Origin of the sequence: Trinickia diaoshuihuensis, assembly GCF_003390925.1 — a bacterium.
GTDB classification, from domain to species: domain Bacteria; phylum Pseudomonadota; class Gammaproteobacteria; order Burkholderiales; family Burkholderiaceae; genus Trinickia; species Trinickia diaoshuihuensis.
Genome location: NZ_QUBS01000079.1, coordinates 1 through 23,050 on the forward strand (window position 1 = coordinate 1; position 23,050 = coordinate 23,050).

Annotated in this window: 28 protein-coding genes; all 28 read right to left on the reverse strand. The window is 60.0% G+C overall.

Annotated elements, in window-relative coordinates; genetic code table 11:
* Window positions 1-16: 16 nt before the first annotated feature.
* Window positions 17-625 (reverse strand): hypothetical protein, encoded by a 609-nt coding sequence (locus tag DXT59_RS17170; RefSeq protein ID WP_162878117.1) that lies wholly within the window; start codon window positions 623-625, stop codon window positions 17-19.
* 233 nt (window positions 626-858) lie between these two features.
* Entirely contained in the window at window positions 859-1,206 is a 348-nt protein-coding gene (locus tag DXT59_RS17180; RefSeq protein ID WP_116138075.1) for a hypothetical protein, read from the reverse strand.
* Window positions 1,207-1,291: 85 nt separating this feature from the next.
* Complete coding sequence (locus tag DXT59_RS17185; RefSeq protein WP_116138076.1) at window positions 1,292-1,723, reverse strand: hypothetical protein; 432 nt, start codon at window positions 1,721-1,723, stop codon at window positions 1,292-1,294.
* 90 nt (window positions 1,724-1,813) lie between these two features.
* The gene (locus tag DXT59_RS30680; protein ID WP_162878118.1) at window positions 1,814-2,068 is read right to left on the reverse strand and encodes a hypothetical protein; all 255 of its coding nucleotides are present in this window, start codon (window positions 2,066-2,068) and stop codon (window positions 1,814-1,816) included.
* Between the two features lie 718 nt (window positions 2,069-2,786).
* Window positions 2,787-3,134: a hypothetical protein gene (locus DXT59_RS17190; protein WP_116138077.1), complete on the reverse strand. Its 348-nt coding sequence runs from the start codon at window positions 3,132-3,134 to the stop codon at window positions 2,787-2,789.
* 402 nt (window positions 3,135-3,536) lie between these two features.
* Window positions 3,537-4,073, reverse strand: coding sequence for a hypothetical protein (locus DXT59_RS17200; protein ID WP_116138078.1), 537 nt, complete (start codon window positions 4,071-4,073; stop codon window positions 3,537-3,539).
* 10 nt (window positions 4,074-4,083) lie between these two features.
* On the reverse strand, window positions 4,084-4,737 hold the full coding sequence (locus tag DXT59_RS31660) for a lasso peptide biosynthesis protein (protein WP_116138079.1): 654 nt from the start codon (window positions 4,735-4,737) through the stop codon (window positions 4,084-4,086).
* A gap of 57 nt (window positions 4,738-4,794) precedes the next feature.
* A complete protein-coding gene (locus DXT59_RS17210; RefSeq protein WP_162878119.1) occupies window positions 4,795-5,082 on the reverse strand; it encodes a hypothetical protein in 288 nt (95 codons plus the stop codon).
* Window positions 5,083-5,943: 861 nt separating this feature from the next.
* Window positions 5,944-6,537: a hypothetical protein gene (locus DXT59_RS17220; protein WP_116138081.1), complete on the reverse strand. Its 594-nt coding sequence runs from the start codon at window positions 6,535-6,537 to the stop codon at window positions 5,944-5,946.
* A 48-nt stretch (window positions 6,538-6,585) separates the two neighbouring features.
* Window positions 6,586-6,783, reverse strand: coding sequence for a hypothetical protein (locus DXT59_RS17225; protein ID WP_116138082.1), 198 nt, complete (start codon window positions 6,781-6,783; stop codon window positions 6,586-6,588).
* Between the two features lie 36 nt (window positions 6,784-6,819).
* Window positions 6,820-7,026, reverse strand: coding sequence for a hypothetical protein (locus DXT59_RS17230; RefSeq protein WP_116138083.1), 207 nt, complete (start codon window positions 7,024-7,026; stop codon window positions 6,820-6,822).
* A gap of 60 nt (window positions 7,027-7,086) precedes the next feature.
* Window positions 7,087-8,016: an abortive infection family protein gene (locus DXT59_RS17235; RefSeq protein ID WP_116138084.1), complete on the reverse strand. Its 930-nt coding sequence runs from the start codon at window positions 8,014-8,016 to the stop codon at window positions 7,087-7,089.
* 31 nt (window positions 8,017-8,047) lie between these two features.
* A complete protein-coding gene (locus tag DXT59_RS30685) occupies window positions 8,048-8,266 on the reverse strand; it encodes a hypothetical protein (RefSeq protein ID WP_162878120.1) in 219 nt (72 codons plus the stop codon).
* Between the two features lie 50 nt (window positions 8,267-8,316).
* The gene (locus DXT59_RS17245) at window positions 8,317-8,568 is read right to left on the reverse strand and encodes a hypothetical protein (RefSeq protein ID WP_116138086.1); all 252 of its coding nucleotides are present in this window, start codon (window positions 8,566-8,568) and stop codon (window positions 8,317-8,319) included.
* 43 nt (window positions 8,569-8,611) lie between these two features.
* Window positions 8,612-8,848 (reverse strand): hypothetical protein, encoded by a 237-nt coding sequence (locus DXT59_RS17250; RefSeq protein WP_116138087.1) that lies wholly within the window; start codon window positions 8,846-8,848, stop codon window positions 8,612-8,614.
* A 282-nt stretch (window positions 8,849-9,130) separates the two neighbouring features.
* Window positions 9,131-9,358: a hypothetical protein gene (locus DXT59_RS17260; RefSeq protein WP_162878121.1), complete on the reverse strand. Its 228-nt coding sequence runs from the start codon at window positions 9,356-9,358 to the stop codon at window positions 9,131-9,133.
* Window positions 9,359-9,429: 71 nt separating this feature from the next.
* Window positions 9,430-9,660 (reverse strand): hypothetical protein, encoded by a 231-nt coding sequence (locus tag DXT59_RS30690; protein ID WP_162878122.1) that lies wholly within the window; start codon window positions 9,658-9,660, stop codon window positions 9,430-9,432.
* A gap of 25 nt (window positions 9,661-9,685) precedes the next feature.
* Window positions 9,686-9,889 (reverse strand): hypothetical protein, encoded by a 204-nt coding sequence (locus tag DXT59_RS17265; protein ID WP_116138089.1) that lies wholly within the window; start codon window positions 9,887-9,889, stop codon window positions 9,686-9,688.
* Entirely contained in the window at window positions 9,889-10,164 is a 276-nt protein-coding gene (locus DXT59_RS17270) for a plasmid mobilization protein (RefSeq protein WP_116138090.1), read from the reverse strand. Before DXT59_RS17270 ends, DXT59_RS17265 begins: the two co-directional genes overlap by 1 nt.
* Before the next feature lie 106 nt (window positions 10,165-10,270).
* Entirely contained in the window at window positions 10,271-10,960 is a 690-nt protein-coding gene (locus DXT59_RS17275; protein ID WP_116138091.1) for a tyrosine-type recombinase/integrase, read from the reverse strand.
* 190 nt (window positions 10,961-11,150) lie between these two features.
* Window positions 11,151-12,842: a site-specific integrase gene (locus tag DXT59_RS17280; protein ID WP_116138092.1), complete on the reverse strand. Its 1,692-nt coding sequence runs from the start codon at window positions 12,840-12,842 to the stop codon at window positions 11,151-11,153.
* 1,135 nt (window positions 12,843-13,977) lie between these two features.
* Entirely contained in the window at window positions 13,978-14,325 is a 348-nt protein-coding gene (locus DXT59_RS30695) for a hypothetical protein (RefSeq protein WP_162878123.1), read from the reverse strand.
* A gap of 308 nt (window positions 14,326-14,633) precedes the next feature.
* Window positions 14,634-15,374: an SDR family NAD(P)-dependent oxidoreductase gene (locus DXT59_RS17290; protein ID WP_116138093.1), complete on the reverse strand. Its 741-nt coding sequence runs from the start codon at window positions 15,372-15,374 to the stop codon at window positions 14,634-14,636.
* A gap of 118 nt (window positions 15,375-15,492) precedes the next feature.
* Complete coding sequence (locus DXT59_RS17295; RefSeq protein WP_116138094.1) at window positions 15,493-17,571, reverse strand: hypothetical protein; 2,079 nt, start codon at window positions 17,569-17,571, stop codon at window positions 15,493-15,495.
* Between the two features lie 79 nt (window positions 17,572-17,650).
* Window positions 17,651-18,811, reverse strand: a complete 1,161-nt coding sequence (locus DXT59_RS17300; RefSeq protein ID WP_116138095.1) for an amidohydrolase family protein — start codon at window positions 18,809-18,811, stop codon at window positions 17,651-17,653.
* Window positions 18,812-18,829: 18 nt separating this feature from the next.
* Window positions 18,830-20,608, reverse strand: a complete 1,779-nt coding sequence (locus DXT59_RS17305; protein WP_116138096.1) for a carbamoyltransferase family protein — start codon at window positions 20,606-20,608, stop codon at window positions 18,830-18,832.
* A gap of 50 nt (window positions 20,609-20,658) precedes the next feature.
* Window positions 20,659-22,056 carry a pyridoxal phosphate-dependent decarboxylase family protein gene (locus DXT59_RS17310; protein ID WP_116138097.1) on the reverse strand — a complete coding sequence of 466 codons (1,398 nt, stop codon included), beginning with the start codon at window positions 22,054-22,056 and terminating at the stop codon, window positions 20,659-20,661.
* 71 nt (window positions 22,057-22,127) lie between these two features.
* Window positions 22,128-23,042, reverse strand: a complete 915-nt coding sequence (locus tag DXT59_RS17315) for an iron-containing redox enzyme family protein (protein ID WP_240324554.1) — start codon at window positions 23,040-23,042, stop codon at window positions 22,128-22,130.
* Between the last annotated feature and the right edge of the window lie 8 nt (window positions 23,043-23,050).

Consider the following 23,050-nt stretch of genomic DNA (forward strand, 5'->3'; position numbering starts at 1 on the left):
AAGACGATCGGCCGGTTCAGCAGAAACTCGCCGCTTGAAATCGATCGCCGTCAATTTGTTCATACACCACTATTGACGTTAGCTCGTCCCGCGCCTCGCCAAACCGTCTTTGAGCTTCGATCTTCTGTTCTGGCGTTTCGTTTGGCGGTGGGTCCGTACAAACCGTTGCTAACGCTCCTAGCAGACGTACAAATTCGTTGTGCTCGTCCTCTTTCGGATTCAATCGGAGCTTGATTCGAATACCTAGCTCTGTTGCACGTTTGTTCGCATCAGCGAATTCGTTGAAGTTCAGTCGCTCATCTTCCGGCGAAAGACCAGAAGCGGGCCGACGAAGCTCTTCCAATCGAGCAAAGAGCGTCAGGTACTCAGCCACGTCCTTGCGCAACTCGTCAATCCATACCTGCCGCTTAGTGGAGATATTATCCGCTGCCTGACGCTTTGCGATTCGCTCTTGAAGCTCTGACTGCCGAATAGCGATCTGCTCTTGCAAGGTTGCCTGCTTCCTGGCAATCGTCCACTGCATGAAGGGCCCCAAAACAAGGCTGACGAGGGCAACAACGCCGAGAACAACTTTGTTAAATTCGTCCGCCGTGACGGACTTGAGAATGGAAACAAACGCGTCCACGAGGCAGTTTTCCTTGGTCAATCGGTGACGGCTTCGGCTCGAAACTGAATGCTGAGCGAAACCATCGAATCCTTGCCGCACGACGGGCACGTGAGCCGGTCAACGAAGCCCGACAGATCGCCCTCATGGCATGCGCCCGCTGTGGCGCTTTCAAATCGATGATGCTCCTTGCACCAGGGACACTTCCAGTCATCGATCGACAACGTGGCGCGCGGCATTTTCGGTTTCCCTGATTAAGCGGCAGGAAGCAACGTAACGCAATATGCGCCGCCCATCTTTGACGATTTACCCGAAATGACGAGTGCACCGTCCGCGGACCGAAACTCGTAGGCCTGATAATCCGGCGAGAAATCTAGGTGAAACCGCGCTGCCGATAGGACGTCGGTCTCAGCAAGACTCACCTTCCCATCATTGTATCCGTTGCGAATCAGGCGAACCGTAGTCGTGTCAGCCTCCGTTTCGTTGGCTGCTTCGAATGTAACCTGCCCAAGAAATTCGCAGTTACCGTTTGGGTGGACTTCAAACCCTTCCTTGCCGTGCCAAAACTCGACAAAATCGTACAGTTCCTTATGAGCGCTCATTTTTTCCCTTCGTGTTGTTGATGAGTCGGATGACTCATCGTTGCCGCCGTCAGCGGCAACGATGAGGCCTCCCGGCGTTTTCCGATCAGTCCGCCCTGAGGGTCACGCGCAGCGTGTACTTGGCATCACCCGGCGCGGGAACATTCTGCCCGGTCATCTGCGCCGGGGTCGCCCCAAGGTACGGGATACGCACACCGCTCAGTCGAGTTATGTCGTCGTGAGTTAGCCCCATCGCGCCGAGCTGGCGGTGCGTCAAGTGGTACTCGGTTCCAGCTTGGCAGAACCCTGTAGCCGCGAGGGCAACAAGGGTGCCTCGTACGAGATCAGGAATCCGTTGATCGGATGCACGGATATAGACCTCAGTTGTCGCATTGGCGTTTCTACGAAGCGCCTCCTCTTGAGCCACTTGCGCTGTCGGATAGGTGCTTCGCCCCGCTCCCGCATGGCCGCTGCCAACACAGTTGATCGCCCAGTGGTCCGGTGCGACCTCGAAAATGACGTAGTGCGGATTCAACATGTATGGCCCCCGATTGAGTTGTGTGTGCCAGTTTTCCGTTTGCTATGCTCGCGGCTCTTCACGCGGGAGCTTCCAGCCTTCCGTGCGCTGTCAGAACGAACTCAGCGCAATCGAGATGGCGCCAAGAATGGCCGCGACCCCGCTCCAAGACGCGGCGATTCTATTCAATCGCGCAGCGACGACCATATCATTGGCCATTTCCAACATGCCTACCGGAGCCGCCGGCTTGAGGGTCACCATGTCGATTTTTGGCAAGTTCGTGCGGGACGCTCGAAACCACCACCAAGCAGCGATAAGCGCGGCAACAGCTCCGAGGACATTGATTGCAGCAATAGCATTTTTCATGGTTCACCCCGTTTTCCTTTGTGTGGGCCAGGGGACTGCCGCCCCCCGGCTCCGGGTTACCTCACCCACATGATTCCGGCTGCAACCACCAGGGCGACGGTCCCGATAGCCAACCACCCGCTACTCCTTCTGACGGCGGCCAGAAGGAACCCCAACACGCCAACGGCCCGGACGACTCCTGCTGTCACCGATAACAGTTCCATATCGAATCTCCAAAGGCAAAGCTCTCAAAGTCGGCCTTGCCCTTGGAGATGCGTAACATGCGGATGCATTTTCAGTTCGCGGCCGCCGCGGCGGTTCGCTCTGCGACCGCCTTCGCACACTCGGAGCATTGCGCTTCCGTCGGCAACTCCAAAAATTCCGCGAGAGGCCTCTGCACCACACGCCGGCTAGGCCGCGACGAATATCGGCACTCAGACCGCCCACCGCTTTCGGTCGCAAGATGAACGCGTCTTGGCTTCTGGCCACATTTCGGTGTCAAACTCATCGCGTTTTCCGGCCTATCCAGCGAGATTGGTTGAAATCGACTCGAAGGACGTCGAGCCGACACAACCGGCCGAGAACCCGAAGAACTGATGATCGACCAGATCGTCTCTTACCTGCACACCGCAACTCCGGCACCGCTGGCCATGCCCCATGTCCGACATTCGACACGGACGTGTTTCTGCGCCTTTGCATGCTCTCGTCTCGTCCATTCTTACCCTCGTTTTCCTGTCCTTCAGAACAAGTCGAAATCTGTCTGCTCGTGTGCGCCTGCCGGTGCAGCCCCGGAGCATTCGTTGCGCGCTGTCAACGCAGCATTCATCGCTGCTTGAAACCGCGGCACTTGTTGCGCCAGCACAGAGAAGATGACCCCTTTCCCTTCGAAGAGCATACGAAAAAGCGGCAACCATTCCGTGCCCGTTGGCTTTCCGGCCGCCTGCCAAAGGATCTGACAGGCAACAGCCAAATCCTCGACGATATCTTCTCCGAAGTCGCATCGGCTAGCCGCCCAGTCCTCCGCGAACTCGGTGAGTACTTCGTTTGCAGCGGCGATGATTTCGTCTTCGGTCAGTTCGCGGTCCATATGATTTCCCTAGTCCGCCCCGGCCGACATCCAAATATCTGCGGCCAAGTGCATGATGGTGCTCGTAAGTTGCTCGCGCGTCGCACGATCCCGCACGCCGCGAAGGCTCATGCGCGAGCGTTTCGATCTCTTCCGCCACCTCGTCGATCGTGAGATCCACAAGCTGCTCACCGATGACCTTGAACGTTCGCGTCATCCCCTTTTTCCTACGCGTTGCGCGCATCTTCCACGTCGCTCCCCGTCTCCCCGATCAACAGAAAGCCCACAGGAGCCTTCACGGAGCCTGGTGCGCGATTAGAAGAAGGCTGTTTCCAATCCCATCTCGGCCAGTTCCTGGCGGAGCCGCTCCACCTTTTCTCTAACAAGGGCCGCTCGTGCGTCATTCATGATGTTTTCCTGTCGCTACAAAGCGGTAACGCACGACGTATATTCTTTCGCGAAGGCGATCACATCAAGGGTTGCCTTCCATTCAAAGCGTCCCTGCGAGCCGTACAGATAAAGCGTTGGCGTCAAATACGGGCGGCCGCCATCGGTCTGCTCGATGTCAAATCGCCGCCGCTCAGCATGAATCAGTTTGTTGCACGCCTCGCGGAGTTCCAGTGACCGGGATCCGTCAGGGTTCTGAATGTCTTGTACGAGAGTGCCGCAGGGTCCTGCGACCAAGTCCAGCGCACGATGATTCGCGTCGTCGACCACGCGCGCGGTGATCGCCAGGGTCAGCAAGATACGCGTGATTTCGTCTTCCTCCACCTCCTGCAGTTGCCACAGAGGAGCACGAATCTCAGCGGCATGTCCGGCGCCAGCTTCCAAGAGTTCCGCAAACCCTTTGCTCGCCAAGAAGATAGCAACCAGCCGATGCAACTCGACCAGCGTAGCAGGGACGTTGGGCAGATGTCCTGGTCGTCCGATCCCTTCTTGCGGTGGAATGAATTCGGCCATTCCCGTTTTCCTACGCGTGTAGATAAAAGGGTCGACGAGACCTACGATGCGTTCCATAACGCCGCTCAAGGTCGATCATTGTCCTATTGAGTCCGATCCTTCCCGCGAACGCGACAAGCAGAGTCCAGATGTTCGGCTGTGGTTGAATCTTCGCGTACTCAGCGAGAGATAGTTCAACAATTGCTCTAGTATTTTCGTCGAGTCCAGCTGGGCTAGCTACGCCGAAGGTCAGCGTCGTCGGCGCCGCAGACGCAAGGTCGTGCGACCCAAAAATCGGCCCACCAACCCACGTACCACCTTCTCGGGGCAAACACACTGCCGCATCGAAAATCCCCCCCCCACATTCAACCCATGAGTGATCAAATGTGCCCGCTTCGGACCGTACCTCCCCGATGCACAACTCAGGACTCAAGCCTAGTTCAGACATCAGCATAAACATCACCGCTGACGTATCGTGGCATGCGCCTTCGTAGCGCTCTTCCCAAATAAACGAAAGCACAACATCGTATGCTTTAAGCAGTGATTCGCCGTTGTGCCAGTGCGCAGCGATTTCCCGCGCTCGACCGCGCCAGATAGCCAAGACATCCTGTTCAACCGTTCGTCGCCGTTCGATGGCTTGCGCAATTCGATCCTCGCGGCTTCCCCGTGCTTTCGCCTGGCCCATTTCGGTTCCTTGTTCGCTTCATCCGAGCGTAAAACGCCTGCGCTGCTTGTTTTCCGCCTACAGCGGTTTGTACGCTTGGACAACGAGCGCGCGAAAAGCGGGCTCCAGCGGCTTATCTGTGTCCAAGTCGATCCATTGGGACGAATCAAGGCCGTCAGCGCGGATCAGCGCCGTTGCGAAGCCAGATCCACTGGCTATCGTGACGTAGCCGTAGTGAAGCTCGTACGAAAGGCCGACCGTCGGCACGAACGGATGATCGCGGGTGTACGTGTACCCTTCGAGCGTCATTTGCTGCTCGTCCAGATAGTCCCAAAACTCGACAATTGTTGGGTCGTCAGTGCCCATACGCTCTCGTCGGACACCCCCCTGCGGAAGCTGCTGGCGGACTAGCTCATAGGTCGCTCCTTCCAAAGCGTACCCATAGGTGCGGCCATCTGCGTATCGGAGAGCTGCAAACGGAGAAGGAAGGCGACCCGGCGCGTGGATTACAACCCATGTCTCAGCTGCAATATTTGAATTGGTCATAGCTCTATTTTCCTATTCATCGCTAAAGCGGTCGCGAACCAAGCCAGCAATTCGCGCCCACGAGTCTCGCGCCGGTCTAAGATTGCATCCCGGGGGCGCGACCGAGTAGGCATATTCGACGCCAGTGATGCCGGCACGACGCAGGCGTTCGTCTGCCTTTCTTCCCAGCGCGACAACTAGCGCACCTTGAAACTTGCGCACCTGAGGTGCGAGATAGCGCTTCGCGCATTCTTGCTCCATGCGCCGTCCCACCGGGCCGCATTCTCTCGACGCCGAGCATAGAACGGAATCCGTAATCCATGTCTTCCGCATCTGTTGCTCGAACATCAGCCTCGGCCAGCAGAGATTGAGCAGTTCCCGAATATTCCTGTGAAACTGGTCCTTGCCGTGAGCGAAGCATGCCCACGTATAACTGCTTACCGACGAGAGCCGCCCAGCGGGCGACCCATCGCCAACGTGTGACTCCGACGCGTGCGGGTCTCCGGGTTCGGCACACACGAGCACCAGGCGAACCTCCTCCGGTTCGCCTATGGCTCCGCAAAAGCCCCGAGGCACGTGCCCTTCGGCCGGGTTCCACTTTGCTGACCTACAGGCATCCGCGAAGCCCACGCACGGTTCATAGGCGCTCCGTAGCAGAGCTTGGACTGTCGGTGCCGGATGCACGTGCCTCTCCCCGTTTTCCTAGGCTTCGGTTCGCGCTTCAGCGGCCCGTCGCCGATCGATTTCCTTGAATGTTTCGGCTAGGGCATCCTTTAACGACTGTTCGGCGGGCGCACGAAAGGTCTTGCCGACGGACGTGTAGATCTCAACGGTGAAGGTGTCAACGATTCGATTCCACTTCGGGATGTGTAACTTCTCGAGTTGGCCCAGCCATCGAGCCTTCTCGAACATCCATTGCGCCTGTTGGCCGTCGTCTAAGACTATCGGAACCGGACTCGACATTCCATCCGTTTGATCACCTGCGCCTTGGAACAGATAGCGTCGCTTTTTCCACCGGTTTTCGCGATACGACCAGCCTATGCTCTGTATCTTAGCCAAGCGCTTGCCGCGATTGACCGCGCTAATCGTGATGTACCGTACTTGCGGGGCTTTGACGCCGACAGCAACCACGACTCGCACGCCGGCGGCGACTCCCAACGATATCCGGTCCTGCCGGAAAGCTAGCCACAAAGAAACCGAGACAGCTGCGACAGTCCCGAACGCGGAAACCCAGTTCGCGAACGAGTTGATCAGGTCCCAATGCTCTTTATCCAAGCCCAAAAAGCTGACGCTCAACGTTGTCCCCCGCTAGTGCGTTTTCCTATGCCGGCCTGGCCGCCAGGCTCATCGATAGATTGTTATTCCGACAGCACCGCTTGCAACGTAGGGTTCCACCTCATCCAGCTGAAAGCGTTTCTTCAATACTTTTCGCCCGATTTTCTTTTCACAATCGAGCCAGTCGGGCCCCACCCCCACGATCTTCCAGATCGCCATCGTCAGCTTGTGACGCACGGTACGGCCGGCCTTATAGTGATCGCTCATTTCATCTCCTGCTGCGTGACAGTTCCGTTTTCCGTTTCAGCCTTCGCTGTCGGACGTCGAGAGCGATTTTTTAGCTTGCGACAAGAAGTAATTCCGGATGTGCTCGCTGGTGATGTACTTGTCTGCCCGTGCAGCCGCCTCAGCCATCGACCGACGCTGCGGGTCGCTGAAAAGATCTTTCAGATAGGCATCTGCCTCATCTTCGCTTTCAATCTTGTAGCTCTCGATGTTACGCACTGTCATTTCTGTGTCCTGATTTCCGTTGTGTATGGCGTGCTCATCGTGGCCACAGCAGCGGCCGCGTCAGGTTGCCGCTGCGTCGTCTGTCGTGGTCCCCGATTGTTTGTGGCGGCTTAGCAAGAAGATCGCCGCGGTGGCGCAGGCATTTTTCGCCAAGATCCCGAACTCGGGATCGAGCGGCGGCAGATGACTGGATGCACCGTGTGCGGTACCGAAGTGAGTTCGCAGCGTACCTACTGCGTTACAGATCGACTGCACACCTGAGGTCAGTTGCTTCACGTCTTCCTGCGCCTCTTTTGCCGCTGGCCATTGCAGACATTTCATGCAGGCTTTGAGCAGAGGCGACAACGACTTGTCGGCCGGCAACGCGACACTTTGCCCGTTTAAGATGGCCGTACAGACGGCCTCGAGCATGCGGCTGCTACGGGTAAGCGCATCGGCGGTTTCAAGATGGGTCGCATCGAGCACGGCAGCCCAGTTGTGGTTCAACGTGTCGTTGTTAAACTCGGCCAAGCTGGCGGCCATCTGCGCCTCGATCCCCGCCGATTCGGCCGCGAGGATCTTGTCGAGTGCCGCAAGCGACTGATCGACTCGCGCCTCCCGTTCATTCAGCAGAGTGCTAATGTTCGCGAACAATGAGTCCACAGAGTCCGCTGCCAGCAAACGATCGAGCCATTTCGAGGAACAGCTGGACAGTGGTCTGACGTGATAACCCTTTTCGTCCTCGGGGACACCGTTGGCGGCGTCGTGCAAGTCCTCATCGGTCGTACGGTAGATCACCCTGAGTTCTTCGCCGTCGTACGCAAGACGGCCATAGGTGCCTTCTCCTGGCCCCGTCGGATTGAGCATCGTATCTGCACCGCTCGCGTAGATGCTAGCGCCAAACTCTTCGTTCAGAGCCGCCGAGAGTTCGTGAGCTTTCTCGAAAAGCGTCACTTGTTTCGCCTTAACCCGCTTATGCTGTGCTGAGAGGCTTTTGATCGAGTATTTCATGAGTGGCCAAGCACCAATTGTTTTCCGTTGTCTAATCCGGCTGGATCTCACTGATCAGATACTCGACACCACCTTCCTCGCCGCTGTCGAATTCTTCACGGATCAGCATCGCAAGCGCTTCGTGCGTACCAGAGAAAAGCACAGAGTCTTCCCGCTCGGGATTCGGCGTAGCAGTTACGCCATGCTTAGTGCAAGCCCGACGCAAATCCGGGCTGTCCTCGTCTGCTACCGATAGTTCAATGTGTGCCATGGTCTTTGTCCCGTTTGTCTGCCGGCATACCCGGCGTTTTGCTGCCGATATCAACCGTTCAATAGATAGATCAGCGAGCCATCCTTGTTCTGCGTCCACACGGCGTCTCGTGCATCGCTGAGCATGGCATCGAATTTCGCGGGGCTAATCGCGCCACCCCGTAGCTGTTCCACGAGCGCATCGCCCAAGACGAGTTGCCTCTTCGGTTCTGTTTCGATGTTAATCGTCCAAAATCCAACAACCGCCCATACACCCACACCAAACGCCTTGTTTACCGCCACATTGATTTCGTCGCGAGTCATATTCGCCCTCTTCTCTGATCGAGCCGGCGGTGCCGGCATTTTCCTATCGCTTGCACATTGCACGCAGTTCGGCCTTCACGCGTCGAGCAGTTGGCCCGCGCCAACCTTTAGCGCCGGTAAGGAACTGACCGATCACGCCGTAACCATTCGGGTCAAGGCCATACGGCTCCGGGACCACGCCCATCGTCGCCATCGCGTCGAGAGCGGACGCTGCGGCGCCATTCCTGATTGCGCGCCAGTCCTTCCTTATCTCCGCTGCAACGTCAGAGAGCTTGCGCATTGCGTTTTCCGCTCCGCTTATTCGTGACCGCCATTTATGCGATATATCGTGTTGTCAACGTCTGCCTGCGCTTGCTTCAAGTGCGCACACAAGCCGTGTGGCCCTTCCGAGTCGCCGCATTTGCTCTCTGCGATCGCCATCTGAATCTGTTCGTTCGCGGCACGAGCGGCCGACAACTGCGACTCTTTGGAGTCGCCGGACGCTTGATGCTGGCTGCACCCACAAGCGATCACCACAACGAGCGCAACGATGTATGCGGCGGTTCTCATTGTTCTCATTTTCCTAGGGGAGAATGGAAGCGTATTTCACGGCGAACTTGTGCGCAGCCGTCGGCACTTGATCCGGGCGGGTGAGATCAAAGCCCTCTTGATCCGCGAAGGCGCGGAAGAGATCCGCCCGATCTTGACCAAGAGCGTCGCGCACTGCCACGATGGTCGCCACAGTTACCGGTTCGGACTCGTCCGTGACGTCGAGCGTAACGTCGACAGCTACCTTGCTTTGCCAGCTCACGATTTCATTCCTTGTCCGGCCACCGGCCGGTGCGGGGCACTCGCGCGCCAAACGGTTTTCCGTTGCCGTGGCTATTCCCGCTCGAGGCGGATTTCGCATACTTGTTCTTTGTTCTCGATGCTCCGCACCGAGCGTCGATGCCCGTCGATTTCGACCTCGACAATGCTGCCCGACTCGAAGACTTGTCCGCGAAGCCAAAGCATGCCGTGACCACCAAAGAACTCCGCAGCTTTGACACTCGCCGTGGTTCCATCTGCCATCACCAGCTGCGCATCAACGCGCGAGGTAGGGGTTGCGCTCATCGGCCTCTCCAATTCTCGTTTTCCGTTACTGACGCGGCAGCTTCTTCGCGACGCCTCCGCCGCTGCCGCGCATCAGGAGTTCAAGAGTTGCTTCCAGGCGAATCACGCGCTCCGTTAGCCCCTCGATCTTGACTTGCTGCTCCTTGACCGTGCCAGCCAGTGAAACTACCTTGTCGTTCATTTTGATGACCGTCGTGAGGGCATCCCAAACCTTGTCGGTCACGCCCATTACGACTTACCCCCGGTCATCTCGGCGATACGCTTGTTCGACTCGGCCACGAACGACAGCGCATCATCAAGCGCATTGTTCGCTTCCTTCGTGGAGGCGTTTACCCGCTCGACGAGCGCGAGAATCTCCTGCTCGTCCTCCGACGGCGTGAACCCTTGGGCTGACTGACGCATGAGTTCACTGACGTTCAAGCCGAGCCGCTTGGCCGTGCCCGCGATCGCCTTTTTCTGAGCGGCCGTTACCTGCACGACGATACGCTCCGTTGCTGCTGCCATTTTCACTCCTAATGTACATGCACATGGTATGTACATTATAGACCCGTCTTTTGGTCGGTCAAGCGCTTTCGTCAGCGGCAAACGACATCGTGGGTTGCCTCGCTCGTCACTCGCCGAGATCAATTGCGGCGACAGCCTCACGCCGATCGCGCGCGGATACGTCTAAATACGGCGAGACGTGATCGAGGTGAGCGTGTCCCAATAGGATCTGCACGGTTTCGAGCGAATGCCCGTTCGCCAGTAAGCGGCTTGCGAATGTCCTTCGGCCGGTGTGGCTACTGTAACCGTCCCCAAGTCCAGCGGCACGATACAGGGCCGTCACATAGTTCTGAAGGCTGTCGGCGGCCAGATACTCGACCGTTTCGCCTGCTGAGTTCACGCGCCGCTTCGTGCTCAACTCGAATGCGCCGCCCTTCTGAGTGAGGACAAGCCTGGTGCGAGGCATCAGACCTCTGTACTCGCGACGGTCTAGCGACGCGCCATGGCCGCGACGATAGCGCCACTCGGCATAGCGATCAAAGGCCGCAACGGTCCCCGCGTACGAGAGGAAGACGCAGCGCGGCCGACAGCCCTTGGTGATCGAGCCTGGCAGCCCGATTTCTTCGTTCCTTGTGCCCGACTTCAACAGCACATGATGGACTTCAAGTCGCGCAATCTCGGTCACGCGCATACCGCACGTGATGCCGAGCAACAGGATCAAGGTGTCGCGTTCGGGAAAGCGACTGGTCGCTTCGGTAACGCGCAGTAGGTGGCGGAATTTCGCGGGGGTGAGGACTTTGGCGTGCTTGGGCTCCATGCTTCCCTATCTCGTAATGCGCTCGAAAATTGAGCCTGTTACGAGAGAAAAAGCGCTTGGCGCTCCTTTCCAGTGTAAACCCGCGCGAAGCCTCGCTTCCTCGGAAAAACTCGGGTGAGCGTCCGCACGTAAATGTCACTCGTCCCGACGCGCTTAATATCGCGCATGCGCACGATCCTGCTCCAAGCTTTCATTTGCCTGCGCCAAAAACGCCCGCCATCTGCTGCGCGGGCCTCACCTCGTCGCTGTGGAGGTAAATCGACGTGGTCGAGATTGATGAGTGACGCAAGTTATCGCGCACCGTTGTCAGTTCTGCGCCGCGCACGAGCGCGTGGGTAGCGTGCGTGTGCCGCATCCAGTGCGGGCTCGCCCGCCGAAGCTTGCCTGCAAGGGCGGGATGGTCGCTTTCAATCGCCATCGCCGCACCACGAAAGAAACGCCGCAATATCCCCCATAGCCGAACTGCGGTGATGCCGACTTCGCCCTCCTCGTCCAGGGTTGCTATCAGGGGCGTTTCAGGCTGCCATCTCGACGATGTCACCGGAAGCCGTCGTTCCAGAAGATGGCGGGTCAACGCTGCCCGTGCGAGCGGCGGCATCGCCGCTTTCCCCACCTTGTGCCCCTTCCCCACAAGGTTGAGCCAATGATCGCCGCGCTCGTCAGTGACGACATGGCGGAGCGTGGCGTTCACGAGTTCACTGGCACGCAGGCCCGTCGCATAGGCTAAGTCCAGCACAAACCGCAGCCGCTGAGCCGCAGGAAGCGCCCAACCCTCGGAGTACTCGAGTCCGTCGGCAAGCGTGCGGACGAGTTGCCATTCGCCTTCTGAGAAGGCGTGTGACGCATCGAGTGCCACTCCACGACCTCCACCTCGGACTTTCACCCCAGCAAACGGGTTAGCCAGGACGTAGCGCTGCTCGACAAGCCACCGAAACATCGCCCAGGGCACCGACAGCGCGTGTGCCGTCGAGCGCGCCGATAGCGCCTCTGTGAATGGCCGCCACTCTAGCGACGAGCGCGAGCGAATTGGGCCGATCCACCGTTCGCTCGGCACCGGACGTCGCAAGAACGCTCGGTAGGCAATGGCATCCTCCGTGGTGAGAGACGACAGTGCGCGGCCTCGTTCGAGGATCGACCAAATGATCAACCTTTCGGAATCCTTTCGATACGTTCGTTGCGTCGCGGGAGACTCGTGGAGCGATAGCCACGCTTGTACGGCTTCGTAGTCATTGTTGGCATCGAGCGCACACGTCGGCCGCGGCGCGCGGAACGAGCCGGCCGAGCCGTCGACCTCGTGGGGCAAGCACAGGCTTTCCCAGGGGACGACCTCTGCTTGAGGTTGCGCCGCGATCAACGCCCTCGTCCGCTCGGTCAGCACCGGGTGATTTGCGAAAAACGCTTCGATGGACCGAGCCCCCGCAGCGCCGAGCCCGGGCACGGCCCTCCACCACTGACGCCGGCGCGGAATGCACACGGTCAGATCCGCCTGCGTGTCGATGCAGTGCGCGCGAAGGGCCGCCACGGCTCGAGCGGGCAACCAGGTGCCGACGTCGTCGCCGATATGGGGCTCGGGCGCACGTGCGTACCGAAGCGCTTCGATGGCCTCGCCCGCCGCGTTCGCCTGGCAATGGCGCTCCGAAGCCGGATGTGCGAACAAGGCCGCCAAATCGTCGCGGTGTACCTGACGCGCGACTGCGATCAACTGACGCCGCATCTGTCCGAGGATGCCTCGCGCCGAATGTCCTTCACCAACATGGGCGGACAGGTAGTGCTCGACGGCCTTGCGCACGGACAGCCCGGCATACCAGGCTCGCAGCGCGGCGAGTTCGTTGGCGTCGGGAAAGCCGTCGGGTGTAGCCGAGATTGGCGATGGCAAGGTCAGGCGCGTTTCCCGTTGGTTTGCACTGTGTGCCGCACACGAGCATAGATTCGCCGCTTGGTGCCGGACTTCGTTTGCCCTGTTCGAATTGAAGCGCTGCTCCCTTTCTCAGGCGCCTCAATGTGGCACACTTCGCCAACAAAGATGCCGTCATGATTCGTTATGACCTGTGGGCAGTTCGGAAAAGCGCGCAGGCCCGCACGTTAAGAAAAGCACACGTAGGGTTTGTCCCGTCGGGGCGAGACGCTTCGCTTGCTCGTTGATTGCCATTTCGGCCTTCTTTGTTTCCGTTTTGTCGCCCGTCAGTTTCTGCGATGCCTAGCATAAAGGCGAATCGCGGCCGGTTCCCAAAGGGAGCGCGCCGGATGGGCACGGTGGCCGCGACTGCCTCGACGCCGATCGATCAATTTTATTGAAAGAGAGAATGGACGATGACGCTTGAGCAACTGGCGCAAGTAGCGGCGATAGTGTTTGGCGTGCGTGGCGGCGCAAACGGCCAGCAAGCGCCAACCGTGGCGCTTGGCTGGAGAGACAATTGGCACACGCTGTTCGTGGCCCGTCAGAACGGCCCCATCTCGACCGACACACAAGCGGCTCTCAAGAAGGCCTGTATGGAGGTGACCGGTGGCCCCGCCCCGAGGATCGTCGACGCACGTGCATATGCATCGGTGGACGAGCACGGGGATGAGTCACGAATGTGGATGACAACGGGCCGCGGTACTCCTTCGGCGCACGCCGAAATGTTGGTGCTCTCGGGCATGCTGAGTTATCGCCTTACCCTCGCGACCAGACATCTCGCCGCCGTCGCCACGGGGCGAGCCGATCCCAAGCCCAAGAACGTACGCCTTGCCGATTTCGAAAGAGCCAACCTCACCGTTCGTCATTTGAACCGCCGCTTTGCGGTCGCGGGCAGCGCGGCGCGCATTGTGGCAAATATCGATGTTTGTCCATTTTGTTGGCAATTATTGAATGATTTGGGCATCGAACGGGGAGGCCTCTCGAAAGCGTCGAATCACATTCACACTATCCTCGTTCGGCTACCGGGAAAGCCACCGCTGACGGGTTGGTGGAACCCATTGCTGGACAAGGCGTATCCCCATGGGGCGCCGGAATGGCTCGAAGCGCTTGGCACGTATAGCTATCCGGGCTCACCTGGATTCAACCCGCGTTCAGCCGCATCTGCCACATCCTCCTCGTCTGCCGCATCCTCCTCGTCCGCCGCATCCTCCTCGTCCGCCGCATCCTCCTCGTCTGCCGCATCCTCGTCGTCTGCCGCATCCTCGTCGTCTGCCGCATCCTCGTCGTCCTCATCGTCCTCCTCGAAAAGAGCAGCCCCACCCGCCGCATGGACCGTAGCGGCGGGTGCGCACGAACACGGAATAGTCTTCAAAAAAATGAGACCAGCAACGACCGCGGCTTCGTCGACCACCGTGCTTTTGCCATTGCCCCTGCCGGCCGCGCCCTTACCGTTGCCCACGGCGACCACGTCTTCGCCTGCTGTGGAGGACCCGGCCGCGTTTCGGGCACGCGTGGAGGCGGCTGCCGCCGCTGCAACCGCATGGCGTGAGCCGCCGCGGCTGCCTGCGGCGGCTGCGATATCGATCCTGCAATCGCCTGCGGCTGCGGCTGCAGCGCCCCAAGCGAATGGTGCGCCGGCCGTCGCGCGGGATCCTCGCGAGTCGAAGGAGTCCTAAGTCCAGCGAGTGATCCGACCCAACAGGGCGCGCACCGGACGACACCCGCCACCGTAGAAGCCATCGGGACGCCATGGAGGCCCGTTCAGGGGCGATCTCTTCACCACCGCTCCGCAAACGGCCGAATCGTGTAATCGAACGTCCACGCGGACGGATGTTGATGAGCGAGATGAAAGACTTCATCCGCGATGGCATCGGGATGCGCGAAATATTCGTCCCTCGAAAACTGCCAGCCCGCTGGCGGCTCGGCCCACGCGGGGCGCGTGCGTCCGCTCTCGCTAAGCCATGCGGCGTCGATCACGGCATCGATCATCAAGTAGGCCACATGAACGCGCTTAGGTCCGAGATCGCGAGCCAAGGCTTCGGCCAGCACGCGTTGAGCCGCCTTGGTGGGCGCAAACAACGCGTAGTTTGGCTTACCCCGCAGAGACGCCGTGTTGCCGGTGACGACGATCGCACCACCGCCCGCTTCCACCATCGCCGGCGCGCACGCTCGCGCCAAGTGCAGCAGCGCGGTCGTATTGACCCGAAAGTTGCGCTCGAGCGCTGCCGGGTCCCCTTCCATAAAGGTGGCAAACGTCTCGGATACTGCGTTGTGAACCACCACGGCGGGGTGACCCATCTCCCGCTGGATCGCCTCGATGCAAGCGTGCAGCGCATCGAGATCCCCCACGTCACAAACGTAGGCCTTGCTGCCTTCTATTTCTCTTTCGAGTCGTTCCAGTCGCTCGCGATTGCGAGCCATCATCGCCACGCGATAACCGTCCCGCGCAAATCGGCGAACGATCGAAGCACCCGTTGCGCCGCCGACACCGGTTACTAGGCAAATTCGTTCAGTCATCCCCACACTCCTAGAACGGCGACGCCGCATCCACGAGGCATGCGGCGTCGCAAAACGTCAAACCCAATCATCGAATCGAACCGTCAAACTCCGCCCTTGGACTCGGCCAATCGCAAAGTCAAGCAACCGCAGCGACCGTCAAATCATGAAGCTGGCCGAACTGCCTACGGATATCCACCTTCTGACCGGCTTCGAAGTCTTTCCGCAGCCTGGCGCGGATATCGTTGCGCGGCACATTCGGCCACCGGATCGTCAACTCGTTGAGCCCAGCCTTGACGACGCCGGCGCTCGCCCGCGTCCGCAACGCCACCCATTGGTCCTTGAGTGTCGCCTGCGCAATGGGCTTGCCGTTCAGTTCAACGACGATCTCGCCGGCTTGCACGGCTTCCGGTATGCGCGACGTCACGCTGATCGATAAATCTTGCGCGGATTGCGAGGAGAACGTGTACTTGCTCGTTGTCCCGTAAGCGGCCGAATACGCGCGGCGATACCAACGATTGCGATCCGTCAGCTCCGTCGAATGCGACTGCAGCAAATCAATCTCGTCGACGTTGCCCAACGACAGCTCGGGCCCCTCCGATGCCGAAACGATTTCCGGGAAAGCGGAGGCGATGGCATCGAGCAGTGCCTGCTCCTTGATGATGCCGCGGGCAAGCGGGCTATAACCGACCAAGCACACTTCCGCGATCTCGTTCTTCACCAACTGATCGAACTCGGGCAGCAGCACCTGGGGCGTCTTGCGGCGATAGGCATCGTACACGAGCGCAATGCCCGTCGTCGCGATCTTGGGATCGTATTCGCGCGCGCGCCGGAAGTGGAAGGCACAAACTTCCGGGTCCTGCCCCCAGTGCGCGTTATGGATGCCCGCCAGCAAATGGGCCCACGCTTCATGTTCGGGCGCGGGCTTCGATGCCGCATCGATCAAGTCTTCGAGGTGCGCTTCCCGCTTGAAAAGAGCGGGCAGGAGCTTTTGCGCGACGGCGGCCATCGACACGCGCATACCTTCCGAAGTGTGGTGGCAAAAGTCCAAGTACAGCCGACGGCCTGGGATCTCGTGCTCATAACGATCGCCGAAGAGCTGCGGCAAATCGACGATCGTCGCCCCAACCTCCGGCGCAACGCGCCGAATGGTCTCGGCCACGGTAACGAAGACGCCCGGCACCACCCGCGTATCCTCGATGATGTCGCGGCTTTTGCGCAGCGTTTCGTAGATATCCCGGCTGCGCTTGCCTAGGCCGCGTTGAATGCGTGCCAGCAGTTCGAGGCTCGACGACGAGGTCCCGCCGTCGAGTTCGATCGCGCGCCGCACGGATTCTTCGGCCGCGTCAAACTCGCCTGCATCGAGCGCCTGTTTCGCCGCCTCATAGGCCGACACCCAGCTTCGGGTGTCCTCGCTCGACATCAGCGGCGTATCGAACGCACTGACCGGCGCACTCGTCCAGTCGGCCACGTTGATTTCGGGGATGACGAACACCACCGGCACGCCAAGCGGCGTCAATGACGATGCCAGCTTCGTCACCACCTGTCCCGCGAATCGTTCCAAGCGCTGTAGCTGTTTGCCGAGCAGCTTCGAAAAGCCGCCGTCTTCTTCGATCAAGTCGCCATCGCTCTTGAACGTCTCTGCCGACGTGTTGGCGAGCGAGCCCACCCGCCAGTTGTTGCCCGCGAACACCACAACGGCATCGGGCTCGAGGAGCGGCACGGAAGCCGCAATCTTCGACAGCCACCACGGATCGCAATTGCTCTGGGCGAGATCGACGACTTCGACCGGCTCGGAGAACGCCGATAGCTGTTCGCGTAGCACCTTCGCGGGACTGTAGACGGGATCGAAAAAGAAGCCGCGCGCGACCGATTCGCCAAGCAGCACGATGCGTTTCTTCTCCCCCTTCTTGCCGATACGCTCGACATCGGCGCAGAAACGCCACAAATCGATATGCTTGCGCGAGCGAACGAAATCCCCCGTCCCCTCCTCTTCTTCCCAGATGCCGACTGACCGCTTGCTCTGGGTTTGTCCCTTCAAACTCGCGAAATCCTCCGCCAGCGCGGCGAACGGGCCCGACCAATGATCGCCGCTGTTCGAATCCACATACCGGGTGTCCTCGCCGAGTAGTTGCAGGACGGAGAAAGCCGCGTTGTCGTCCTTGAGCAACGCCGCGAACCGGCTGCTCAGTTCCTGCCGCAAAGACTTATCTGTCATGGTGTGTGCTCCAGTAAGTTGCATGAACGTTCTAAAACTTTCAGTCAGCAGCGATGCGTTTGAAACGGTTCCGATCTCACTAGGCGTGAGCAAGCTCGGCTGGGACCGCGGCGCTCGCCGTCGCCCCGCCTCCCAGTGCTCGTCCGTCGACGACCGTGAACGCCGGCTCGCGTGTCGCCAATAGCGACAGCAACGTGGCGCTGCCCGCTCCATAGTCGTCGCCGCGGTCACGGTCGAATACACAAAAATCCGCCTTCATACCGGGGGCCAGCACACCGACGTCGGACAAGCCGACCGCGAGCGCTGCCGACCGTGTCAACGCGTCCGCATATCGATCCAGTCTCGACGACGGCGTTCCACCCGCCACGCGCGACAGCAGTCCCTGCGCGTAGCTCGTGCGCACATGCAACGCGGCACGAGCTTGCAAGAACAGCGGGCTGTGTGCCTTCCAAAGATCCGTGAGATCGTGCGGAGACCCGAGTTCGTCCAGCGAAACCGCGCAGTTCATCCGCGTCAGCAGCGAGGCTTCGCGTCGATCGATCCGCGAGGCGTTGAACATCGTCAAATTCGATTCGTGCGCCAGCAGATACGCCATCAACGCGCTTTCCGAGCAATAGAACCGGCTTCGGAATTCCAGCGCGTCGTCCGCGTTCGACGATAAGCGCACGCCGATTCGCGTCCCCATCGTCTTGGCGAACTTCGCAAACTCGATGACTTCCGAGGCCGACAATAGCCTCGCGCTCGCCAAAACCGGCATGACGCTGAGCGGCGGATCGGCTTGCGCGCCGAAGCGGCCGCGCGACGCCGATAAGAACCACTCGAGGAAACCGTTCACTTGCTCGAGGTAGTTGCCGCTGAATTCGAGCAATGCGACAGTCCTCATCGGGCCCACTTGTTCGCTCTCGGTCAGCTCGCGCATGCTCGTGCAATGCAGCGCAATGCAAGTCACGCAGCCGGGCCGCGATACGACGGACGTCGCACCGCGAGGGCGTGGCATCGCCGTCTCTATTCCCACGACACCCGGGGTGCAGACGAAGGATGAGCCGTCCACCCCGTCGGCAAGCGTGGACGTCCCGGCCGGCAGCAATGCACTGATACGCGATCCGCTGATCTCGATGTCGCGCTGCCGAAACGCATAGCCGGCGCTATCGAAGCACAGGGTCTGCCGGATGACCCAGGATCGAGCGTGCACCGGAATACGAACGGACAGGTCGCTCGATCTGGCAATCGCGTGGTCCATGATGGACGCTCCGTCGGATCAGAGGAACGTATAAACGTTGACGGATTCGGGCGCGGCGCGCTTTTTTGCGGAACGCGCACTGAAGATCTCCTTCAGCTTGCCCCAGGTCTCCAGCTTGAACCCACGATCCACGATGTAGTCGCCGATCACGAGCGCATCGATGTCCGACACCACGAAGCACCAGATGGCATCGATCGGATCGAGCACGATCGCGTCGCCGCGCATGTTAAACGAGGTGTTCAGCAAGATCGGGCAGCCGGTCAACCGATCGAACTCGGTCAGCAAAGCATGAAAGCGCGGATTGCTGTTTTCGCTCACCGTCTGCACGCGCGCGGAGCCGTCCACGTGCGTGATGGCCGGCAACGACAGCGGAGAGATCACGTCGCATGTTTCGAGCATGAACGGCGACGAATGGTCGAGATCGAAATGTTCGGCCGCTTTCGATTCGAGCACCGCCGGTGCGAACGGCCGAAACGCCTCGCGCATTTTGACGAGGGCATTGATCCGATCGCGCATGTCGTGACGGCGCGGGTCGGCGATGATGGAGCGCGAGCCGAGTGCGCGCGGCCCGAACTCCATACGCCCTTGGAACCAGCCGATGACTTTGCCCTCTGCGAGACGCTGCGCCGTCTCTTTGACGAGCTCGTCCGGACGGTCGGAGCAATCCACGATCGACGTCGAGGGGAAAATCGCGCTCACGGTTTGATGAATCTCGCGATTCGAAAAGCTCGGTCCGAGGTAGACGTGCGGGAGCGCCTTCAGTTCGGGACGCCGCCCCGTCAAGCGCGTATGGGCCACGGCAGCCGCGCCGAGCGAGCCGCCCGCGTCGCTCGCGGCCGGTTGCACGAACAGCTTCTTGAACGGCCCGTCACGCAAGATCCTCCCGTTCGCGACGCAATTGAGCGCCACGCCGCCGGCCATGCAAAGATTGTCCACCGGATGCGCGTCGTGCAGATATTGCGCCTTCGAAAGCAGGATGTCTTCCAGCGTGCGTTGCAGGCTGGCGGCCAGATCCTTATGAAACGTATCGAGTTCCGATTCGGGCTCGCGCGGCGCCTCGCCGAATAGCTCGGGCAGGCGGTCGGAGTACATCCGGTCGCCGTTGAGGAAGTCGAAATACTCCATGTTGAGCCGGTATTGCCCGCCCTCCTTCAATTCGAGCAGACGTTTGACCTGTTCGACGTAGAGCGGCTTGCCATAGGGCGCCAGGCCCATGACTTTGTATTCGGCGTCGTTCACATCGAAGCCCAGATACGCCGTGATCGTGCTGTAAAGCAAGCCGATCGAATCGGGAAAGGCGACCTCCTCGAAGAGTTCGATCTTCTCGTCCTTGGCGCGACCGTAAGTCGTCGTAGCCCATTCGCCGACGCCATCGACCGTCAATAAGGCCGCTTCGGAGAAGCCCGAATAGAAGAACGAACTCGCCGCATGGGACAAGTGGTGATCGACGTATTCGATCGGTCCGTCGAAACCCAGACTTTGCCGAATGTCGCGTTCGGCACGCTTGGGATCGATCTTGAAGCGGCGGCGCGGGTTGTGAATCAGGTCTCTCAGGTTCGTCGCGATTTGGCGCGAAGCCTTCTTGTAGGGATCTTCGTAGTAGGCCACGCAATCGACATCCTTGATCGTCACGTTCGCCTCGCGCAAGCAGTAGCGAAACGCACCGGTAGGAATGCTGTTGTCGTGCTTCACTTTGGAAAAGCGTTCTTCCTCTGCGGCGGCGATGAGTTTGCCGTCCTTCAGGATGCAGCAAGACGAGTCATGATAGTGCGCGGATACGCCAACGATTATGCTCATGATTTCACCAGTCTCAGGTTTTGAACGAAGAATTGGAAGAGGCGTAGCTGTCAGCGCGCCACCGCATCGAGGGCCCGTTTCAACGACTCGAATATCCGGGGAATGTCGCCTTCACTGGTACGCCAATTCGTGAAAGCGACGCGCAATCCCCAGGTGCCCTCGTAAACCGTGCTCGTGATGAACACATCCCCGAGATCGCGCACGGCACGCACGTATGCGTTGATGCGTGCCTCGTCGGGTCGATGTTCGAGCGTGAAGCAGACGACGTTCAGGCGCGTCGGCGCGAGCAAGCGCAATCCCGCCTGCTCGCCGATTCGCCTGCCCAGCGCCTGTGCCAGCGCTATGTTGCGTGTGACGATTTCCGCATGGCCTGCGCGCCCATACGCGGCAAGCGAAAACCAAGTCGCGAGCGCGCGTAGCCGGCGCGAGTTCTCCGGCGTCAGATGCACGAAATCGGGGTTGTCGGCCGGCGCTCCCAAATACGCCGCGCTGTTTTGGAATATGCGCACCTGCAGATCGCGGCGGCGCGTAAATTGGACCGCGGCGTCATAGGGGACGTTGAGCCACTTGTGCAAGTCGATGCAGATCGAATCCGCGAGATCGAGCCCCGCCACGAGATGCGCATGCTTAGGGTCGAGCGCCGCGAATGCGCCGAATGCCGCATCCACATGCAACCAGAAGGAATGGCGAGCCTTGAGCGCGTAAATCGCCTGCAGATCGTCGAAGTCGACGGTGTTGACGGTGCCCGCGCTGGCGACGACGATCGACGGTTCACCGTTGAGCGCGGCAAGCGCGTCTTCGAGCGCAGCGATATCGACCGCTTCGCGCCCGGGCAGCGTGGCGACTTTCCGCACCGCGTTGCGGCCGATACCGAGCATCGAAAGCGACTTATAGATACTCGAATGCGGCACCGCGGACAACACGTGCACCGGGCCGAGTGCTGCCACGCCTTGCTCGAAGACGCGAACGCTTTTGCGCTCGCCGAGCCACTCGCGACCAAGCGCGAGTCCGACGAAGTTCGACATGGTGGCGCCCGTGACGAACACGCCCTGCTGCGCCTCACTCAAGCCGAACAGTTCGCGCAGCCGTGCAACCGTCTCCCGCTCGAGGTCCGGAGCGGCACTGTCGATGCCGGCGGTCGGGTTCTGATCGTAGACGCCGGTGAGCCAATCTCCCGCCAGCGACGCCGGCGTCGAGCCGCCCGTGACGAAGCCCAAATAGCGCGGCCCCGCGCTGCCCGAAAAACCCGGAGCCCAGCGTTCGGCGAATTGCGCGAGTGCGCCGTCGAGCCCCGCGCCCCGCTCCGGCAGCGGTTCGATCGAGGCGGGCGGCGGCGCGAGCGCGGCCGGACGGTCATCGAGACTGGCCAAGGCCTCGACGGCGTGACGGCGGGTACGTTCAAGCAACGAATCGATGTTCGCGAGATCGGATGACAGTGTCGGATGCATAGTCGAGTCGTGGTTGGAGTGACGGTAGGGATCGAGCGCCGGGCGTTCCCGGGTGCCCGGCATGCTCGGCCTCAATGCAGGCGACGATCCATCACCTCGCGCGCGCCGGCGTAATACTCCTTCTCGATCTGATAACGAATCAGGCAGCCTTCGCATAGGTCGCGAATGATGTGCGGGTTCTTACGCGCGAGCGGCAACAGCACGCGGGCGACCAGTTGCTTGCCGTGATTGGCATCCACGGGCACGTGAAGCTCGTGGTAGTAGCGGAATTCCTTCGGCACGTTATGCCGCTGCATGCCCTTGAGCATCCGCGTAAATCGATAGGGCACGGTTTGTTCGAGCAACGTCAAGGCACCGAGCAATCGCGCGACATGTTGACGGCGCAGCGCGTACATGAGCAACAGATTGCCGTTCTTGAGCGCCGCGACGGGCATGTCCACTTCCAGATCGAGATCGCCTAGTTGCGACTTGAAATAAGGCGCGGCTCGCATGAACGTGCGTGTGTGCATTTCATCGAGTTCACCGAGACCCATCTCGTCCCAGAAGTTCTCCGCCAGTGCGAGTTTCATGTCGCCGTCCATACCGAGCTGCGACAGCGCGATGATGTCGTCGAAACGGCCATCGACTTGAGCCTCGAGTGCAACGAACAGCGAGAGCTGCGGTAGCGACGCTTCCTCGGCGAGAAAATCGAAAAACGGAGAGACTTCCTGGCGATGCTTGTGGCGCAATGCGACATACCATTCTTCGAATTGCTCGGCATCGGTCGGAAACGCGCCTCGCTCGATGCGCGCCGCCTCATAGTCGCTCCACTGCGTCTCGAGCGCGTGAATGCGTGCGTAGTCTTCCGCCAACGGCACGGTTTCCGGCGCGCTCGGCGGCGCAAGCTCACGCAAATAGAACGCATTCAACTTCATCTGCCCGGCGAGCGTGTTGCAGTCATGCTCGACGTCTAGCGCTTGCGGCTGCAATTTCAGTTGCGTACTCACTGTCGTCT

Coding starts and splice junctions, on each gene's coding strand:
- DXT59_RS17180 (WP_116138075.1), bottom strand. CDS start 1,206: ATGAGCGCTCATAAGGAACTGTACGATTTTGTCGAGTTTTGGCACGGC.
- DXT59_RS17185 (WP_116138076.1), bottom strand. CDS start 1,723: ATGTTGAATCCGCACTACGTCATTTTCGAGGTCGCACCGGACCACTGG.
- DXT59_RS30680 (WP_162878118.1), bottom strand. CDS start 2,068: ATGAAAAATGCTATTGCTGCAATCAATGTCCTCGGAGCTGTTGCCGCG.
- DXT59_RS17190 (WP_116138077.1), bottom strand. CDS start 3,134: ATGGACCGCGAACTGACCGAAGACGAAATCATCGCCGCTGCAAACGAA.
- DXT59_RS17200 (WP_116138078.1), bottom strand. CDS start 4,073: ATGGCCGAATTCATTCCACCGCAAGAAGGGATCGGACGACCAGGACAT.
- DXT59_RS31660 (WP_116138079.1), bottom strand. CDS start 4,737: ATGGGCCAGGCGAAAGCACGGGGAAGCCGCGAGGATCGAATTGCGCAA.
- DXT59_RS17210 (WP_162878119.1), bottom strand. CDS start 5,082: ATGGGCACTGACGACCCAACAATTGTCGAGTTTTGGGACTATCTGGAC.
- DXT59_RS17225 (WP_116138082.1), bottom strand. CDS start 6,783: ATGAGCGATCACTATAAGGCCGGCCGTACCGTGCGTCACAAGCTGACG.
- DXT59_RS17230 (WP_116138083.1), bottom strand. CDS start 7,026: ATGACAGTGCGTAACATCGAGAGCTACAAGATTGAAAGCGAAGATGAG.
- DXT59_RS17235 (WP_116138084.1), bottom strand. CDS start 8,016: ATGAAATACTCGATCAAAAGCCTCTCAGCACAGCATAAGCGGGTTAAG.
- DXT59_RS30685 (WP_162878120.1), bottom strand. CDS start 8,266: ATGGCACACATTGAACTATCGGTAGCAGACGAGGACAGCCCGGATTTG.
- DXT59_RS17245 (WP_116138086.1), bottom strand. CDS start 8,568: ATGACTCGCGACGAAATCAATGTGGCGGTAAACAAGGCGTTTGGTGTG.
- DXT59_RS17250 (WP_116138087.1), bottom strand. CDS start 8,848: ATGCGCAAGCTCTCTGACGTTGCAGCGGAGATAAGGAAGGACTGGCGC.
- DXT59_RS30690 (WP_162878122.1), bottom strand. CDS start 9,660: ATGAGCGCAACCCCTACCTCGCGCGTTGATGCGCAGCTGGTGATGGCA.
- DXT59_RS17265 (WP_116138089.1), bottom strand. CDS start 9,889: ATGGGCGTGACCGACAAGGTTTGGGATGCCCTCACGACGGTCATCAAA.
- DXT59_RS17270 (WP_116138090.1), bottom strand. CDS start 10,164: ATGGCAGCAGCAACGGAGCGTATCGTCGTGCAGGTAACGGCCGCTCAG.
- DXT59_RS17275 (WP_116138091.1), bottom strand. CDS start 10,960: ATGGAGCCCAAGCACGCCAAAGTCCTCACCCCCGCGAAATTCCGCCAC.
- DXT59_RS17290 (WP_116138093.1), bottom strand. CDS start 15,374: ATGACTGAACGAATTTGCCTAGTAACCGGTGTCGGCGGCGCAACGGGT.
- DXT59_RS17295 (WP_116138094.1), bottom strand. CDS start 17,571: ATGACAGATAAGTCTTTGCGGCAGGAACTGAGCAGCCGGTTCGCGGCG.
- DXT59_RS17300 (WP_116138095.1), bottom strand. CDS start 18,811: ATGGACCACGCGATTGCCAGATCGAGCGACCTGTCCGTTCGTATTCCG.
- DXT59_RS17305 (WP_116138096.1), bottom strand. CDS start 20,608: ATGAGCATAATCGTTGGCGTATCCGCGCACTATCATGACTCGTCTTGC.
- DXT59_RS17310 (WP_116138097.1), bottom strand. CDS start 22,056: ATGCATCCGACACTGTCATCCGATCTCGCGAACATCGATTCGTTGCTT.